This window comes from Mesorhizobium sp. M0698, from assembly GCF_040320455.1.
In the GTDB taxonomy this organism is placed as follows: Bacteria; Pseudomonadota; Alphaproteobacteria; order Rhizobiales; family Rhizobiaceae; genus Mesorhizobium.
In genome coordinates, this window is sequence record NZ_JAMYPQ010000008.1 from 38,419 (window position 1) to 53,068 (window position 14,650).

A 14,650-nucleotide genomic window follows, 5' to 3' on the forward strand; every position below is an offset into this window, starting at 1 on the left:
TCGCCCCCCGCCCCAATCTTTTCATCGATCATTCTGATGATGCCCTGATCTTCCCTCAAGGGCGCTTGGTTAGTCACTTCGCCTGTTTCGCAAGCCGCCGGCCGAGCCAATCATGCCGGGCTCGCTGGCTGTTGTGGTGCGCATGACACGGACACATGCCAAGGCGGGCTCGAAGACCAAGGTGGGGTCGAAGATGGAATTGCCGCTATTCAGGCATATTGCCTATTCGGTGGTTCTTCCGGACGACACCGGCGATGCTTCGGTGTCGGAATAGCTGCCGGGGACGAAACAATAGGCATAGATCTGTCCCCGATTTTCGTCGGTCACGCGGATCCAATCCTTTTCCCACGTTCGGAAGGTAATACGCCCGCCCGTCATCATAGCTGCGGCTCTGAACGGACTCGGCGCGTTGACAACGCGCACCGAGATAACATCGTCGCCGTCCATACGCTCGACGAGATACGTCTGCATGAAAGCCTCCCCATGCCCCGCTAGATCACCCGCACTTTAACGCCGGCTAATGAATTCGGTTGCAACTGCTTGGCGAAACTTTGGGTCCGATACTTTCCGTACCCACCGGCAACTTGGTCCTCCGTATCCGTCAGGTTTTTCAGCGACGGGATGCCAGTTCAGGGGAGGGCAGGCTGATTGCGGCCATGCCGGCGACATGCCAATCTGCGCCGCAACGTTAGGCCCCTGCCTCCGCGGGCAATGGAAAAGGCGCTCGAATGGGCTCCTTTATGCTGTCCGTGATCTGGCATTCTGCCCGTGATTTGGCCTCATCGGACGACCCTGCAGGCCTTTGCGGGACATCCACATAGCGTGGCGTCGCCATCACCGAGGCATAGCAATGTGCGTCGGCAGAGAAATGGGACGGTTCGAGGTTTTCTGAACCTGCCTCACGACGACTGCGTCGTGTCGACGATCCGTTGGAACAGAAGACCTGGCGCTGGAACGTCAATCGTATTTGGCCAGGAAGCGCCCGACGGCGCTGAGGCAGTCGTACTTTTCCTCCACATGCGGCATGTGGCTGGAATTCGGGAAGACCAGGCCTTCAACGTACGGGATAAGATCCAGAAAGGGCTGGACGCAGGCCTCGGTCGCTTCGTCGTAGAAGCCGCGGAAAACCAGGGTCGGCGCCTCGATCCGATGCAGGCGGTCGACGATGGTCCAATTCCGCATCGTGCCGATGACGTGGAACTCATTGGGACCGTTCATGGTGTGATAGACGGTCGGATCTTCCTCGATTGCCGCAAATGTCCGGGCGACCTCTGGCGGCATCGGAACGACGCGACAGACATGACGGTCGTAGAAAGCCTTCGTCGCCGCAACATATTCGGGGTGATCGGTGGTTCCCGCCGCTTCGTGCCGGTCGAGCGCACTTTGCACATCGGCTGGCAACTCGGTGCGCAATTGCCGGGCTCCTTCCACCCACAGCGCCATCGAGGCCAGCGAATTGGCCAGGATCAATGCCTTGAGCCCCTCAGGGCGGCGCACGGCGTGCTCGGCCGAGAGTATGCCGCCCCAGGACTGGCCGAGCAGGGCATAATGGCCGGCAATGCTGAGATGGGCGAGCAACGCATCGAGTTCGCCCAGGAAGAAATCGACGGTCCAGAAGTCGCCGCCCTTGTCCGGCAGATGGGTCGATTTGCCGTTGCCGATCTGATCGTAGTGGATGACGGCTCGCCCGGTTCCGGCAAGCTCCTTGAATGAGTCCACATAGTCGTGGGTGCAGCCCGGTCCACCATGAGCGACGACCAGGGGCAGCTTGCCCGACCCGAGGTCCCCGGTCACACGGTACCAGGTGCGATAGCCCTTGTAGTCGCTAAATCCTTCGGTGATCGCATGTGCCGTCACAGTCCAAGCTCCGCATCATGGCGCGGCAGGAGCCACTTTGGTGCACCCCTCCCAAGCCTTGTTTGCGACCGACGGTACTAAGCGGCCCAGCGCATTTACAGCTAGCACTTTTTATAGGTTCGCCGGTTATGGGTTTGCCCGAGGCAAGGCCGATCCCCCGCAGGTCGCGAGCCTCAATGCTCCGGTTCGAGCAGCCGGTAATGGGCGGCGAGCGCGATGGCATGGAAGCGGTTGCGCGCGCCAAGCTTTCGCGTCGCCGCGTTGAGGTGCAGCGTTGCGGTAGGCACCGCGCGGCCAATCTCACGCGCGACCTGCTTGGCCGTCAGTCCGGCAGCGGCCAGGCGCAGGCACTGACGTTCGCGTGACGTCAGATGGACATGTTGGCAGGTGCGGATTCCGGCGTCGAAACCGGCGTAGGCGGAGTCATGCAGCAGATGACCCAGATCTCCGATCTCGGCGATCAAGGGTCTGGCTTCGAGCTCGAACCCGGCCTCCGGGTCGGCACGGATCGCGGTGAAGGTGGCGAGATCGCCGCCGGCAAGGCGAATGGGTACGGTGACGCCGCAGGTCATCCTGGTGTCAAGCAAATAGCTGACCACAGGATCGTGCTTGGACTGGAGCACGCGCTGCATGACGGTGCTCTGAACGCCGCTGTGCGACCAGAGAAACGGTCTCGATACGGTGAGCGCGGCCTCCTGCACCGGGTCAAGCTGATAATATCCGCCCTTGCACCAGAGATCCTGCATGTCGCGCGGCACGTTGCGCAGAGCCATCAACGAGGGCGTGATAAGCTCGCCCTTGTGACTGACCGGCACGGGCGTATAGTCGTAGATGAATGCGGTGAAACCGATGGGCTCCAGCACCTCCGTTGCCACCGCCATGGCAGCGTCGATGCTCATTCCGGTTTGGAACCGGCTCTCTAGATCGCCTGGAAGGCTTTGCATCGGGCAAGCTTACCCGCTGATGATTGCTTGTCAAATAGCCATGTCGGCCGGCTGCTCAACAAATAGGCGGGGATAAGCCTGTCCGACCCTATCTATCTTAATAGCTATCCCGTCCGGCTTCGCTCGCCGTAGTCTTTTGTGATTGGGCCAAGTAGCGGACACCGTTCGCAAACCCAGACTGTTTCAGCCGCGCAATGGTCGATCGATCGGGTTCAGCGCGGCAAAAGCCGACACGCCTCCATGAGGGAATAAATATGCGACCCCAAAAAGCATTTGCAGCGTTGATACCCTGCCTGGCTCTGCTCGGCGTGATCATGATGTCGCCGGCAAGCAGTGCCTTGGCCACCGAGGGCAAGCCAGGCGGCACACTCCGACTGCTGGCCAATGCCGCGGCAGGCACCGCCGATCCGCACATCAACTACACGCTGCAGTATTTCCAGATCAATTATGTCCTCTACGATGGCCTGGTGACCTACAAGAAGGCCGGGGACAAGACTGGCTTCGAAGTCGTCGCGGACCTGGCGGAAAGCCTCCCGCAGGTCGAGAACGGCGGCAAGACCTACGTCTTCAAGCTGCGCAAGGGCATCAAATTCGCGGATGGCTCGGATGTCACCACGAAGGACGTGGTGGCTTCGTTCCAACGCATTTTCAAGATCAGCGGGCCGACGGCCGGGACCTTCTACAAAGGCATCGTCGGCGCGGATGCGTGCTTGAAGGCCCCCGCTGCATGCACCCTCGAAGGTGGCCTGTCGGTCGACGATGCGGCCGGAAGCATTACCTTCAACCTGGTCCAGCCGGATGCCGAGTTCCTGCAGAAGCTGGCCGTTCCACACGCGTCGATCCTGCCGGCGAGCGCGCCGCTGAAGGACGCCGGCACCGATCCGATCCCGGGTACCGGACCGTACATGATCGCCAGCTACGACCCCAACAAGCTAATGAAGATTGTGCGCAATCCTCACTTCAAGGAATGGAGCAAGGAAGCGCAGCCGGCCGGATATCCGGACGAGATCGACTATGAATTCGGCCTTACCGACGAGGCGGCGGTGACGGCGGTCGAGAATGGCCAGGCGGACTGGATGTTCGACCCACCGCCGTCCGACCGTCTCGCCGAACTCGGCACCAAATATGCCGCGCAGGTCACGGTTCACCCGCTGACGGCAATGTGGTATGCGCCGATGAACACCAATCTGGCGCCGTTCAACGACATCCGCGTTCGCCAAGCCGTGAACTTCGCGATCGACCGCGCCGCGATCGTCAAGCTGTTCGGCGGCAGCAATCTGGCGCAGCCGGCCTGTCAGATCCTGCCGCCGGGCTTCCCGTCATTCGCAGCCTATTGCTCGTTCACCGCCAATCCAGGTGAGAAGTGGTCGGCGCCGGATATGGACAAGGCCAAGCAATTGGTCGCGGAATCGGGAACCGCAGGTCAGGAGGTGACGATCATCACCGAGGACACCACGGTCTCCAAGGCGATCGGCGTCTACCTGCAGGATGTGCTCAACCAGCTTGGCTACAAGACGTCGGTCAAGCCGATCTCGCAGAACATACAGTTCACCTACATCCAGAACACCAATAACAAGGTGCAGATTTCGATCTCGCAATGGTTCCAGGATTACCCGGCGCCATCGAATTTCCTGCAGGTCTTGTTCAGCTGTGCCTCGTTTACGCCGGGCTCCGACGCCTCGGTCAATATTTCGGGGTTCTGCGACAAGTCGATCGACGCATCGATGGACGAGGCAGAGGCAGCCACCATCGCCGATCCGGCCAAGGGCGCGACACTCTGGACCGCCATCGACAAGGCTGTGACGGACAAGGCTCCGGTCGCTGTCCTGTTCACGCCAAAGCGCGTCGATGTGATCTCTTCCAGGCTGAAGAACTTCACCTTCAGCCCGCAATTCTACTGGATTGTCAGCCAGTCCTGGGTGGAATAGCCGACCGGAGCCAATGCGACGGAGTGCCGCTGGCTCTCCGTCGCATTTCCTTTTCCGGCGGATCAGCGCATCTTCCAGGCCGCGATTTTTCCCAGGCAATCCTGTTCATGGTCAATGTCATTGCGGACCAGCCTGCCATCCCGGTTCGCCGGGCCACCGATGGCCCGTGGCGCACCGCTTGGCGCAAGCTGAAAGGCGATCGTTCGGCAATATCTGCCTTCGCCGTGCTCGTCGTCATTGTGATCGCCTCGCTCGCGGCGCCGCTTTATGCGCGATACGTCTCCGGCACCGATCCATTTGCGACCAATCTCAATGGCGAGATCGTCGTCGATGGGGTGACCCAGCCGGTGCTGCAGCCCTCCACCGAAGGCCTTGGCCTCGGCATGACGCCGGTCGGGCCGACCTGGCGCATCGGCCCCTATATGCTCGGTGCCGACAACCAGGGCCGTGACGTCGCGGCGCGGCTGCTTTACGGCGGACGGGATTCGCTGTTGATCTCGGGTGCTGCAGCCGTGCTGTGCCTTGTCCTCGCGACATTCCTGGGGGTCGTTTCCGGCTTCTTCGGCGGCATCGTCGACATCGGCCTGTCGCGCATTCTCGACGTGCTCTGGGCTTTTCCGATTTTCCTGTTGGCGATTTCGTTGTCGATCGTGCTGATTGCGCAGAGTATCCAGATCGGTCCGTTCGAAATCCGCTCCGGCAGCCTGTGGCTACCGGTCTTCATCATCGGCATCGTCTATGTGCCCTATGTGGCGCGGCCGATCCGCGGCCATATCCTGACCTTAATGCATGCCGAATTCGTCACCGCTGCGATCGGCGTTGGCGCATCGCCCTGGCGCATCCTTTTGCGCGACATCATGCCCAATGTGGTGACCCGCATCATCGTTTTCGTGCCGTTGATCCTGGCGCTCAACATGATGACGGAATCCTCGCTGTCGTTCCTGTCGATCGGCGTGCAGCCGCCGGATGCCAGCTGGGGCACGATCATCCAGGACGGCCAGGGCCTGCTCTATTCGCGGCCGGTCGTGGCACTGGCGCCGGGGCTAGCCATTGTGATCACGGTGCTGGCCCTAAACATTCTGGGCGACGGCGTGCGCGACGCGCTCGATCCGAAATCCTCGCCGAGGGGCGTCTAGTGGTTGCCGCGCTCGGCTTCCGGCTTGGCCAGATGGTGCTGGTTATGTTCGGTATCAGCGTCGTCGCTTTCCTGATCTTCTTTGCGACGCCTGGCGCTGATCCATCGGCGCGCATTGCCGGCCGCAATGCTTCGCAAGAGACGCTGATCCAGGTGCGCCACGATTTCGGTCTCGACCGGCCATTGCCGGTGCAATATGGGCTGATGATGAACCGGCTTTTCGTCAGCCGCGATCTCACCTCCTTCGTCAATCGCGGGCAGCGCGTCATTCCGACCGTGATAAGCGCCATTCCCGTGACGCTGTCGCTGGTCGGCGGCGCGGCAGTGCTGTGGGTGCTCGGCGGATTGATCGTCGGTGTGATCGCAGGCGCAACGCGCGGTACATTCATTGATCGCGCGCTGATGATCCTGAGCCTGGTAGGCGTGTCGATCCCGGTCTTCTGGCTGGGCGAGGTCGCCAACCTGCTGACGCAAAGCCGCTGGCACGACAGCTGGCTGTTTTCCTGGGTTCCTCCGCTCGGCTACATCCCCCTGACCGAGAATCCCTGGGGCTGGTTCAAGGCGCTCGTCATTCCGTGGTTCACGCTGGCAACCCTTTATGTCGGCCTCTACGGCCGGGTGCTGCGGGCAAGCCTGATCGAGATGATGCAGGAGGATTTCATCCGCACCGCCCGAGCCAAGGGGATCGGCGAGCGGCGGGTGGTGCTGCATCATGGCCTCAGGACCTCGCTGGTCGCATTTGTTACCATGTTCGGCCTCGACTTCGGTGCCCTGGTCGGTGGCGGTGCGCTGCTGACCGAAGTGGTCTTCGGACTGCAGGGCGTCGGAAAACTGACCTATGAGGCGCTGCAGACGCTCGATCTGCCGATGATCCTTGCCACGGTGATCTACGCCGCCTTCTTCGTGGTGATGGCAAACTTCGTCGTCGACGTGGTCTTCGTCTTCATCGACCCGAGGGCTCGCGATGTCGGCTGATGCTCCTCTTCTGGTGGTCAAGGACCTCGCCGTCTCCTTCCGCAGCGACGAGGGCCTGGTGCGCGCGGTGGGAGGTGTTTCGTTCTCCGTCGAGCAGCGCGAGATCGTCGGTGTGGTCGGCGAATCCGGTTCGGGCAAAAGCCAGACCTTGCTCGCCATTATGGGGTTGATCGACAGCCCCAACGCTATCGTCTCCGGTTCCATCCGTTTCATGGGACAGGAGCTGATCGGGCTCAAGCGGCGTGCGCTCGATGCCATTCGCGGCCGCCAGATCGCGATGATCTTCCAGGATCCGATGTCTGCGCTCACCCCGGTGCATACGATCGGCAACCAGATCGGCGAGCAGGTCCGCGCGCATGAAAAGGTGTCGGCGAAAGCGGTACGGGCGAGGGCCGTGCAATCGCTGGATGCGGTCGGCATCGCAAATCCGGATCGGGTCATCGACAGCTACCCGCACCAGCTTTCCGGCGGTATGCGCCAGCGCGCGGTGATTGCCATGGCGCTCTCGTGCAACCCGGCGCTGCTCGTCGCGGATGAACCGACCACAGCCCTCGATGTTACCGTGCAGGCGCAGATCCTCGAACTGATCGGACGATTGCGCGACCAGTTCGGTTCCGCTGTGATCCTGGTCACGCACGATCTTGGCGTCGTCGCCGAAGTCGCGGACCGGGTACTGGTGATGTATGGCGGACGCTTTGTCGAGGAGGGCGGCAAGAGCAGCGTGTTCCGGGCGCCGCTGCATCCCTACACATGGGGCTTGTTCGGCTCGATCCCGCCGATGGAGGGACCACGTCCAGCCCGGCTCGCTGCCATTCCGGGAATTCCGCCGTCGCTCTCCAACCTACCGAAAGGCTGCGCCTTCAGCCCCCGCTGCGCCTTTCGCCACGACGCCTGTCTGGTTCAACTGCCGATCATGCAAGGCGAGAGCCATCGCGCCGCGTGCCTGTTGCCGGAGCCTACGCGCAGACAATTCGCTGCCCAGAGGCCTGGCGGCGTGGTGGAGATGCAACGATGAATGCCAGGCCACGCGAACGTCCGCTGCTTCGTGCCGGCGACCTGTCGAAGCGCTATAGCGTCGGCCGCTCAATCTTCCCGGCGCAGCGCCGGACCGTGCATGCGGTTGATACGGTGTCGCTCGACATCTGGCCCGGGGAGACCCTCGGCATCGTCGGCGAGTCCGGTTGCGGCAAATCCACGCTTGGCCGGTGTCTGGTGCGTCTGACCGAAATCAGCTCGGGGTCGCTGGAATTCGAGGGCCGCGACATCAGCGACGCCTCCCAGCGCCAGCTTCGTCCGTTGCGGCGGCAGATGCAGATGGTCTTTCAGGATCCCAGCGCTTCGCTCAATCCGCGCCGGCGGGTCGGCGATCTGCTGGCCGATCCGTTCCGCATCCATGAACGCCTCTCGGCATCGGAAATGGCGGACCGCGTGGCCGAGCTCCTGCGCCGGGTCGACTTGTCGCCCCAGCACGCATCGCGCTACCCGCACGAATTCTCCGGCGGCCAGCGCCAGCGTATCGGCATCGCCCGCGCGCTGGCGCTGCGGCCACGGCTGATCGTGGCCGACGAGCCGGTCTCGGCGCTCGACGTGTCGATCCAGGCGCAGATCGTCAATCTGCTCGCCGACCTGCGCGAGGAGTACAACCTGACCTATGTGTTCATCGCCCACGATCTTTCCGTGGTGCGTCAGATCTCGAGCCGTGTGGCGGTGATGTATCTGGGATCGATCGTGGAGAGCGGGCCGACCGACGAGGTCTTTGCGGCGCCCAGACACCATTACACCGCGGCGCTGCGTTCCGCCGTGCCGATACCCAGCATCGACCGGGCGCGGCGCGGCCGGCTGGTGCTCAAGGGTGATCTGCCCAGCCCGATGAACCCACCCTCGGGGTGCCGGTTCCACACCCGTTGCCCAGCTGCCACCCCGATCTGCCGCAGCGAGCGCCCGCTTCTCCAAAGCATTGGCGAGGGCCGCCTGGTCGCGTGCCATCATCCCGCCGACGGTTGACTAGGGGAATTCTCGTTCAACGATATCGGATCAGGACCGTTCAGCCGCAATCGTCGCTTCGGCGAGAATAGAGGCCGATCTGGACGCCGCACGATCCGACGGTATGTTGCGCTTCGGCGCTCAAGGCGATCGTTTTTCAGTTTGCCACGCTCACCGACGTCACCTGGCAGATGTCGGGCGAGGTGATCCTGATGACGCTCCTCGGCGGCATCGGCACCATGGTCGGGCCGATCATCGGCGCCAGTTTGGTCGTCGGCCTGGAAAACACGCTCGCCACCTCGAACTTTCCGGTGACCATCGCCACCGGCCTGACCTTCATGGTCTGCGTGCTGGTTTTCCGGCGCGGTATTGTCGGTGAGGTCTATGCGCGGTTTCTCGGGCCAAAGGGTGACGCGAAAGACTGAACGGCTCAGTTCCGCCTCGCTAGGCGATGCGTAAGCCTTGCGCGTCGAGAAGCACGCAGCCCAGCGGGTCGAAGCAGACATCGACCGCTTCGCCTTCACGCAGCGGCTGGCCGTCGATCAACGTGTTGGCGCGCACCAGCGTGCCGGCGCCGATGTCGATCTCGTAGACCGCATTGCCGCCGAGATAGGAGGTCGAGACGATCCGTCCCGCCAGCCTGTTGGCAGCACCGGCGGTACCGACGGTAAGCTTCTGCGGGCGAACGACAACGGTGACCGCGCTGCCGGTCGCGAGCGCCTTCGGCGCGGCCGCCTTTACGACATGGCCGGTGGCCAGCGCGATCGTCGCCATCTTGCCGTCCATCGCTGTCACGCTGCCGGGCAGCATGTTGGCCTTGCCCAGGAAATTGGCGACGAATGCGGTGGCCGGCTGGTCATAGACCTGCGCGGGGGAGCCGATCTGCTCGATCAGGCCGGCGTTCATCACGACGATGTGGTCGGACATCGACAAGGCTTCTTCCTGGTCGTGCGTCACGAAGATAGCGGTGATGCCCGTCTCCCTCTGGATTTTCTTGATCTCGACGCGCATGTCCTCGCGCATATTGGCGTCGAGCGCCGACAAGGGCTCGTCCAGCAGCAGCACTTCCGGCTCGAAGACGATGGCGCGGGCCAGTGCGATGCGTTGCTGCTGGCCGCCCGAGAGCTGCGACGGCAGCTTTGTCTCACTGCCGGGCAGCCGCACCATATCCAGCGCCTTCTTGACCCGGCGCACGATTTCCGGTTTAGGCACGTTTCGGTATTTCAGGCCGAATGCGACGTTGTCGAAGACGTTCTTGTGCGGAAAGAGCGCGTAGTTCTGGAACACCAGACCAATGTTGCGTTTGTAGATCGGGATGTCGTCGACCCGCTTTCCGCCGATCGAGATCTGGCCACCGGAGATGTCGACCAGGCCCGCGATCGAGCGCAGGATCGTCGTCTTGCCGCACCCGGACGGCCCCAGCAAGGTGACGAAACTACCTTTGCGGATCGCCAGTGAAAAATCGCGCACAGCGGCGAACTTGCCGTAGAAAATATCGATGTCGCGAAACTCGACCGCAGGCTTTCCTATCGGCTGCCGCTCGCGCTGGGCGAGCGGGTCGCCATCAGCCCCGGCCGAAGCCGGCCGGGGCTGCTGGTCGTGGCTGTTGTCGTCATGCACCTTTCGACACCCTGTCCCATTGCTTGGTCCAGGCGTCTTCGTTCTTCGCCCAGTAGAGCGGATCGGCGAAGGTCAGCGATTTCATCGATCCAGTCGGGTCGAAGGCCGGAAGCGCCGCGATCTTGTCGGTCAGCTTCACCTTGGTCGGGTCAAGCGATGGCGGATAGTTCTGGCCCTCGGCGACGGCGATCGACGTGGCCGGATCCAGCATGAAATTGATCAGCTCCTCGCATTCGGCCATCGGCGATCCCTTGAGCACCAGCATGTCCTCCATCCATGCGTATGAGCCGGCAGGGTCGAGATAGCCGATCGGCTGGCCCTGCTGCTGCAGGGCGGCGACACGTCCTGACCAGGCGTCAGTGACGACGATCTCGTTTCGCGACAGGAGGTCCATGAGTTCCGCGCCGGAACTCCAGAACTTCTTGGCCAGGTCGCGGGTCTCGCGAACCTTGGCCCAGACCGCATCCATGTCCTGGATGTTGTTGGGGTCCTGTTTCGTCTGCAGTGCCGCATACCAGACGCGCGTCGTCATATCGGCGTAGCCGCCGATCTTGCCGGCATATTTCGTGTCGGTAAGCAGGTTGGCGCCCTTTTCCTTGGCTTCTTCCGGCGAGATGACCTTGTTGTTGTAGGCGATGCCGGTGGTGCCGTAATCATATGGCACCGCCGACAGCTTCGGCGTGATCTTACGGAACGGCTCGATCATGGCGGTCAGCACATTCGCCATGTTCGGAATGTTCGCCTCGTTGATCTCGGAATTGAAACCGCCATTGACGTATTTGATATAGTAGTTGACGCCGGAAGAATGGACGATCTGGAAGTCGCCTGGTTTCGACGTCTTGATCTTGGTGATGATCTCGTTCTCGTCGCCAAAGGTGCCCTGGACGACCTTGACCTTGGACTTGGCGGTGTAAGGCTGGAACGCGTACTTATCGATCGCCTCCTGCACCACGCCGCCCCATCCGTCGAAGCGCACTTCCGAAACCGCGGCGAGCGCCCGTCCCATCCAGGGCATGGAAAGCCCGGTGGCGGCGGCAGCGGCGGCCGTCAGCGTCAGGAACGATCGCCGGCTGATGTCGCCATTGGCATAGCGTTCGTTGAGCCGTTCCAGTCGTTTGGTGGTTGTCAGTTTCATTTCCATTCTCCCATTTTCATCTTCACTTGCCTGCCTTGAACCAGGTGAGGCTTTGCAGGACGAGCCCGCCAGCCAAGGGAATGCCGACCGTCAAAAGGATCATGACGGTTCCGAGCGCGTTCACCTCGGGGCTGATCGAGATCTTCAGCATCGAAAGGATTTGCGTCGGCATGGTCTCGACGCCCGCCGGCCGCCAGAACAGGCTGGCCGAGGTGTTGTCGAACGAAATGGTGAAAGCGAGCAGAACACTGGCAAGCACTGCGGGAATGAGCAGCGGCAGCGTGATTTCGCGGAATGTCGACACACGCGGCGCCCCGAGCGAAAGCGCCGCCTCCTCATAGGAACGTTTTATGCCGACCATGCGCGCCTGGACGATCAGCACCACGTAGGGGAGCGTGAGCAGAATGTGGCCGAGCACCAGCAGCGTCATGCTGCGCGGCTGGTCGACGGCTTTGATCATGACCAGCAGGCCGACGCCGAGTATCGTTTCGGGGACCAGCGCGGGAAGAATGACAAGCGTGTTGATCGCCTGCTTGCCACGGAACTCGAAGCGCACCAGCGCCAATGCCGCCATGATGCCGAGCAGCGTCGTCACCGTTGCCGTCACCAGGGCAATCCACATCGATGTCCGGAAGGCGTCGAGAACCGGCTCGTTGGTGAGCAGCTTTTCGTACCATCGCAGGCTGAAGCCGGTGAGGGGAAAGCCGCCGAACATCGAGGCGTTGAAGGAAAGCACGACCGTGGCGAGGATCGGCGCAAACATGAAGATGTAGACGCACACCGTGATCGCGCCGGTCAGCCGCCACGCCCATCTGCCTTCGCGATTGGGATGATCCGCTCTCATGCACTGAGGCCCTTCATGATCTGCGATAGGCCCATATAGCGGCTGTAGGCGGCCGCGGCCGCGCCGAGCAGGACGAACAGGACGATGGAAAGCGTGGCGCCCATCGGCCAATTGAGCTGCCCCATGATGGTGTCGTAGATCAAGTTGCCGAACAGCGCATCGCGGCTGCCGCCGAGCAGCTGCGGCGTCACATAGGAGCCGGCCGCCAGCACGAAGCAGAGCAGCAGCCCGGCGCCCAGCCCCGGCATCGATAGCGGCAGGGTCACTTCGCGAAACGCCTGCGCGCTGGTACAGCCCATCGAGCGGGCGGCGGCGATCAGCGTGCGGTCGATGCTTTCCAGGCTGACATAGACGTTCAGGATCATATAGGGCAGCAGAAAATGCAGCAGCCCCATGATGACGGCGCCCTCGGTGTAGAGCATCGGCAACGGCTCGTTGATAACCCCCAGCCTGATGAGCACGACGTTGATCAGCCCCTGTTCGCCGAGAATATGGATCCACGAGAATGTCCGGATGGTGAAGCTGATCCAGAACGGCACGATGAGCAGCAGCAACAGCAGCCATTTGTGCCTGAAGGTCGTGGCCCAGATGAAATAGGCGGGGAAATAGCCAAGGATCGCGCAGATCACAGCGGTGATGGCGCCGACGCGAACGGTCTTCCAAAGAAAACCGTGATAGTAGCTGTCGGTGAGGAATTCCTTCCAGTTGTCGAAGGTCAGCACCGCCGATTCCACCCCCGCGGTGACGAAGGTGAAAAACGTGTAGACCGTCATCATCGCGATCGGCAGCAGCAGAAGCAGGGTAAGCAGTAAAAGCACAGGCGCGACGAGGACCCAGGCCAGTCGCTGATCGTATAATTTCCACCCTTTGGTCACGACCCGTCCAACCACTCTATGTGCAAGCCGCCATCACCGGGCTCGGCTCCGGACTAGATTGGGCGATCGGCGTTCAGGTGTCCACTCTGCATATGGCTCCTGCACAAATTCTGTGCAGGGCCACCGCGCGACCCTCGCCCTGCCGGATTCAACAAATTGCCCGGCGTTCCGCCTGCACATTGATTAAATCAGATATCCCGATATACAGGGTAATTTCGGATATAGATTTTACATGGGCCGGGCAATTTCATGAGTCGCAATTTTCTGGTGATTGAACCTGAGGAAGGCATTGCCGTGCTCAAGGGGCTTGCCTCCTCGGCGCGGATCTCGATGCTGAAACTGCTGCATGAGAAGGGGCCGATGAATGTCAACGAAATCGCCGCCGTGCTGTCGCTTCCGCAGTCGACCGTCTCGACCAACATCCAGGTGCTGGAGGATGCGGGGCTGATCCGCACCGAGAACCTGAAAGCGAAGAAAGGCAGTCAGAAAATCTGTTATCCGACGGCCGAAGAAGTGCTCGTCGTGTTCAAGAGCGAATATCGTGCGGTCAAGAACGACGCGATCGAAGTGTCGATGCCGATCGGGCTTTATACCGGCTTCGAGGTTACCGCGCCCTGCGGCCTTTGTTCGCCGGACGGCATCATCGGTCTGCTCGATGTGCCGAACACTTTCCTCGATCCGGACCGCATGAAAGCCGGTCTGCTATGGTTCACGCGCGGTTTTGTCGAATACCAGTTCCCCAACAATGCCAAGCTCGCCAATGCCGAGATCACCGGACTCGAAGTTGCGATAGAGCTGTCTTCGGAAGTGCCGGGCACCAGCGCCGATTGGCCCTCGGACATCACGCTGACGATCAATGGCGTCGATGTCGGCACCTGGACGTCGCCGGGGGATTTCGGCGACAAGCGCGGCGTCTTCACGCCCTCCTGGTGGAAGCTCAAGGGCTCGCAATACGGTAAGCTGAAGAACTGGCGAATTGCCAATGACGGCACCTATGTCGACGGCCTCAGGATTTCCGAAACCGGCCTCGCCGCACTCGATCTGAAGAGCCATCATTCAATCCGCGTCCGTATCGGCGTCAAGGACGACGCCAAGCGCCCTGGCGGGATCAATATTTTCGGCAAGGGCTTTGGAAATTACGATCAGGACATCCTGCTCAGGATCAAAACTGGTTGATATCATGAAACCGGGTTCTGAAGATAACGCAGCAATTTCAACTATCTGGCTTTCTGCTGTGCCAAAGCGTTGGTCTAATTGTCCTACATTTGGGTATTTTGGCTTGACGAAGGGCTGCTAATTCCTCTTTGATATCGGGCAAGATGATTTAAATCATCGTTTGTGATATCGATGGGAG

General features: G+C 61.4%; 13 protein-coding genes and 1 pseudogene. 7 read left to right on the top strand and 7 right to left on the bottom strand.

The features are described 5' to 3' along the window. Positions 1-222: 222 nt before the first annotated feature. The 3 genes from NKI16_RS17715 to NKI16_RS17725 all read right to left on the bottom strand — a co-directional run bounded on the left by NKI16_RS17715 (position 223) and on the right by NKI16_RS17725 (position 2,756). Positions 223-471, bottom strand: coding sequence for a hypothetical protein (locus tag NKI16_RS17715; RefSeq protein WP_156937305.1), 249 nt, complete (start codon positions 469-471; stop codon positions 223-225). Between the two features lie 486 nt (positions 472-957). After that, positions 958-1,857: a proline iminopeptidase-family hydrolase gene (locus tag NKI16_RS17720; RefSeq protein ID WP_023675634.1), complete on the bottom strand. Its 900-nt coding sequence runs from the start codon at positions 1,855-1,857 to the stop codon at positions 958-960. A 173-nt stretch (positions 1,858-2,030) separates the two neighbouring features. Next, positions 2,031-2,756 carry a LuxR family transcriptional regulator gene (locus tag NKI16_RS17725; RefSeq protein WP_245274646.1) on the bottom strand — a complete coding sequence of 242 codons (726 nt, stop codon included), beginning with the start codon at positions 2,754-2,756 and terminating at the stop codon, positions 2,031-2,033. Positions 2,757-3,055: 299 nt separating this feature from the next. Here NKI16_RS17725 and NKI16_RS17730 point away from each other — a divergent pair, with 299 nt between their 5' ends. The 6 genes and pseudogenes from NKI16_RS17730 to NKI16_RS17755 all read left to right on the top strand — a co-directional run. Further along, positions 3,056-4,729: an ABC transporter substrate-binding protein gene (locus NKI16_RS17730; RefSeq protein WP_023675636.1), complete on the top strand. Its 1,674-nt coding sequence runs from the start codon at positions 3,056-3,058 to the stop codon at positions 4,727-4,729. 107 nt (positions 4,730-4,836) lie between these two features. After that, entirely contained in the window at positions 4,837-5,865 is a 1,029-nt protein-coding gene (locus NKI16_RS17735; protein ID WP_031211444.1) for an ABC transporter permease, read from the top strand. Continuing rightward, on the top strand, positions 5,865-6,839 hold the full coding sequence (locus NKI16_RS17740; protein WP_023675638.1) for an ABC transporter permease: 975 nt from the start codon (positions 5,865-5,867) through the stop codon (positions 6,837-6,839). The genes NKI16_RS17735 and NKI16_RS17740 overlap by 1 nt, the downstream gene beginning before the upstream one ends. After that, positions 6,829-7,854: an ABC transporter ATP-binding protein gene (locus NKI16_RS17745; RefSeq protein WP_352623094.1), complete on the top strand. Its 1,026-nt coding sequence runs from the start codon at positions 6,829-6,831 to the stop codon at positions 7,852-7,854. Before NKI16_RS17740 ends, NKI16_RS17745 begins: the two co-directional genes overlap by 11 nt. Continuing rightward, complete coding sequence (locus NKI16_RS17750) at positions 7,851-8,843, top strand: ABC transporter ATP-binding protein (RefSeq protein WP_031211448.1); 993 nt, start codon at positions 7,851-7,853, stop codon at positions 8,841-8,843. The genes NKI16_RS17745 and NKI16_RS17750 overlap by 4 nt, the downstream gene beginning before the upstream one ends. Positions 8,844-8,953: 110 nt before the next feature. After that, positions 8,954-9,247 (top strand): annotated as a pseudogene (locus NKI16_RS17755) (branched-chain amino acid ABC transporter permease); the annotation flags it as partial. A 19-nt stretch (positions 9,248-9,266) separates the two neighbouring features. Here NKI16_RS17755 and NKI16_RS17760 read toward each other — a convergent pair. Genes NKI16_RS17760 through NKI16_RS17775 form a run of 4 tightly spaced genes read right to left on the bottom strand, consistent with a single transcriptional unit; the run spans position 9,267 to position 13,296 of the window. After that, positions 9,267-10,442 (bottom strand): ABC transporter ATP-binding protein, encoded by a 1,176-nt coding sequence (locus NKI16_RS17760; RefSeq protein WP_352923555.1) that lies wholly within the window; start codon positions 10,440-10,442, stop codon positions 9,267-9,269. Then, positions 10,435-11,577, bottom strand: coding sequence for an extracellular solute-binding protein (locus tag NKI16_RS17765; RefSeq protein ID WP_023675643.1), 1,143 nt, complete (start codon positions 11,575-11,577; stop codon positions 10,435-10,437). The genes NKI16_RS17760 and NKI16_RS17765 overlap by 8 nt, the downstream gene beginning before the upstream one ends. Positions 11,578-11,599: 22 nt before the next feature. After that, positions 11,600-12,421 (bottom strand): ABC transporter permease, encoded by an 822-nt coding sequence (locus tag NKI16_RS17770; protein WP_023675644.1) that lies wholly within the window; start codon positions 12,419-12,421, stop codon positions 11,600-11,602. Next, positions 12,418-13,296 (bottom strand): ABC transporter permease, encoded by an 879-nt coding sequence (locus NKI16_RS17775; protein ID WP_023675645.1) that lies wholly within the window; start codon positions 13,294-13,296, stop codon positions 12,418-12,420. Before NKI16_RS17775 ends, NKI16_RS17770 begins: the two co-directional genes overlap by 4 nt. A 249-nt stretch (positions 13,297-13,545) precedes the next feature. Here NKI16_RS17775 and NKI16_RS17780 point away from each other — a divergent pair, with 249 nt between their 5' ends. After that, positions 13,546-14,472 (top strand): ArsR/SmtB family transcription factor, encoded by a 927-nt coding sequence (locus NKI16_RS17780; protein ID WP_352455343.1) that lies wholly within the window; start codon positions 13,546-13,548, stop codon positions 14,470-14,472. Positions 14,473-14,650 lie beyond the last annotated feature (178 nt).

Excerpts from the sequence above, each read along its gene's own strand:
- NKI16_RS17715 (WP_156937305.1), bottom strand. The coding sequence starts at position 471 with ATGCAGACGTATCTCGTCGAGCGTATGGACGGCGACGATGTTATCTCG.
- NKI16_RS17725 (WP_245274646.1), bottom strand. The coding sequence starts at position 2,756 with ATGAGCATCGACGCTGCCATGGCGGTGGCAACGGAGGTGCTGGAGCCC.
- NKI16_RS17730 (WP_023675636.1), top strand. The coding sequence starts at position 3,056 with ATGCGACCCCAAAAAGCATTTGCAGCGTTGATACCCTGCCTGGCTCTG.
- NKI16_RS17735 (WP_031211444.1), top strand. The coding sequence starts at position 4,837 with ATGGTCAATGTCATTGCGGACCAGCCTGCCATCCCGGTTCGCCGGGCC.
- NKI16_RS17745 (WP_352623094.1), top strand. The coding sequence starts at position 6,829 with ATGTCGGCTGATGCTCCTCTTCTGGTGGTCAAGGACCTCGCCGTCTCC.
- NKI16_RS17750 (WP_031211448.1), top strand. The coding sequence starts at position 7,851 with ATGAATGCCAGGCCACGCGAACGTCCGCTGCTTCGTGCCGGCGACCTG.
- NKI16_RS17765 (WP_023675643.1), bottom strand. The coding sequence starts at position 11,577 with ATGAAACTGACAACCACCAAACGACTGGAACGGCTCAACGAACGCTAT.
- NKI16_RS17770 (WP_023675644.1), bottom strand. The coding sequence starts at position 12,421 with ATGAGAGCGGATCATCCCAATCGCGAAGGCAGATGGGCGTGGCGGCTG.
- NKI16_RS17780 (WP_352455343.1), top strand. The coding sequence starts at position 13,546 with ATGAGTCGCAATTTTCTGGTGATTGAACCTGAGGAAGGCATTGCCGTG.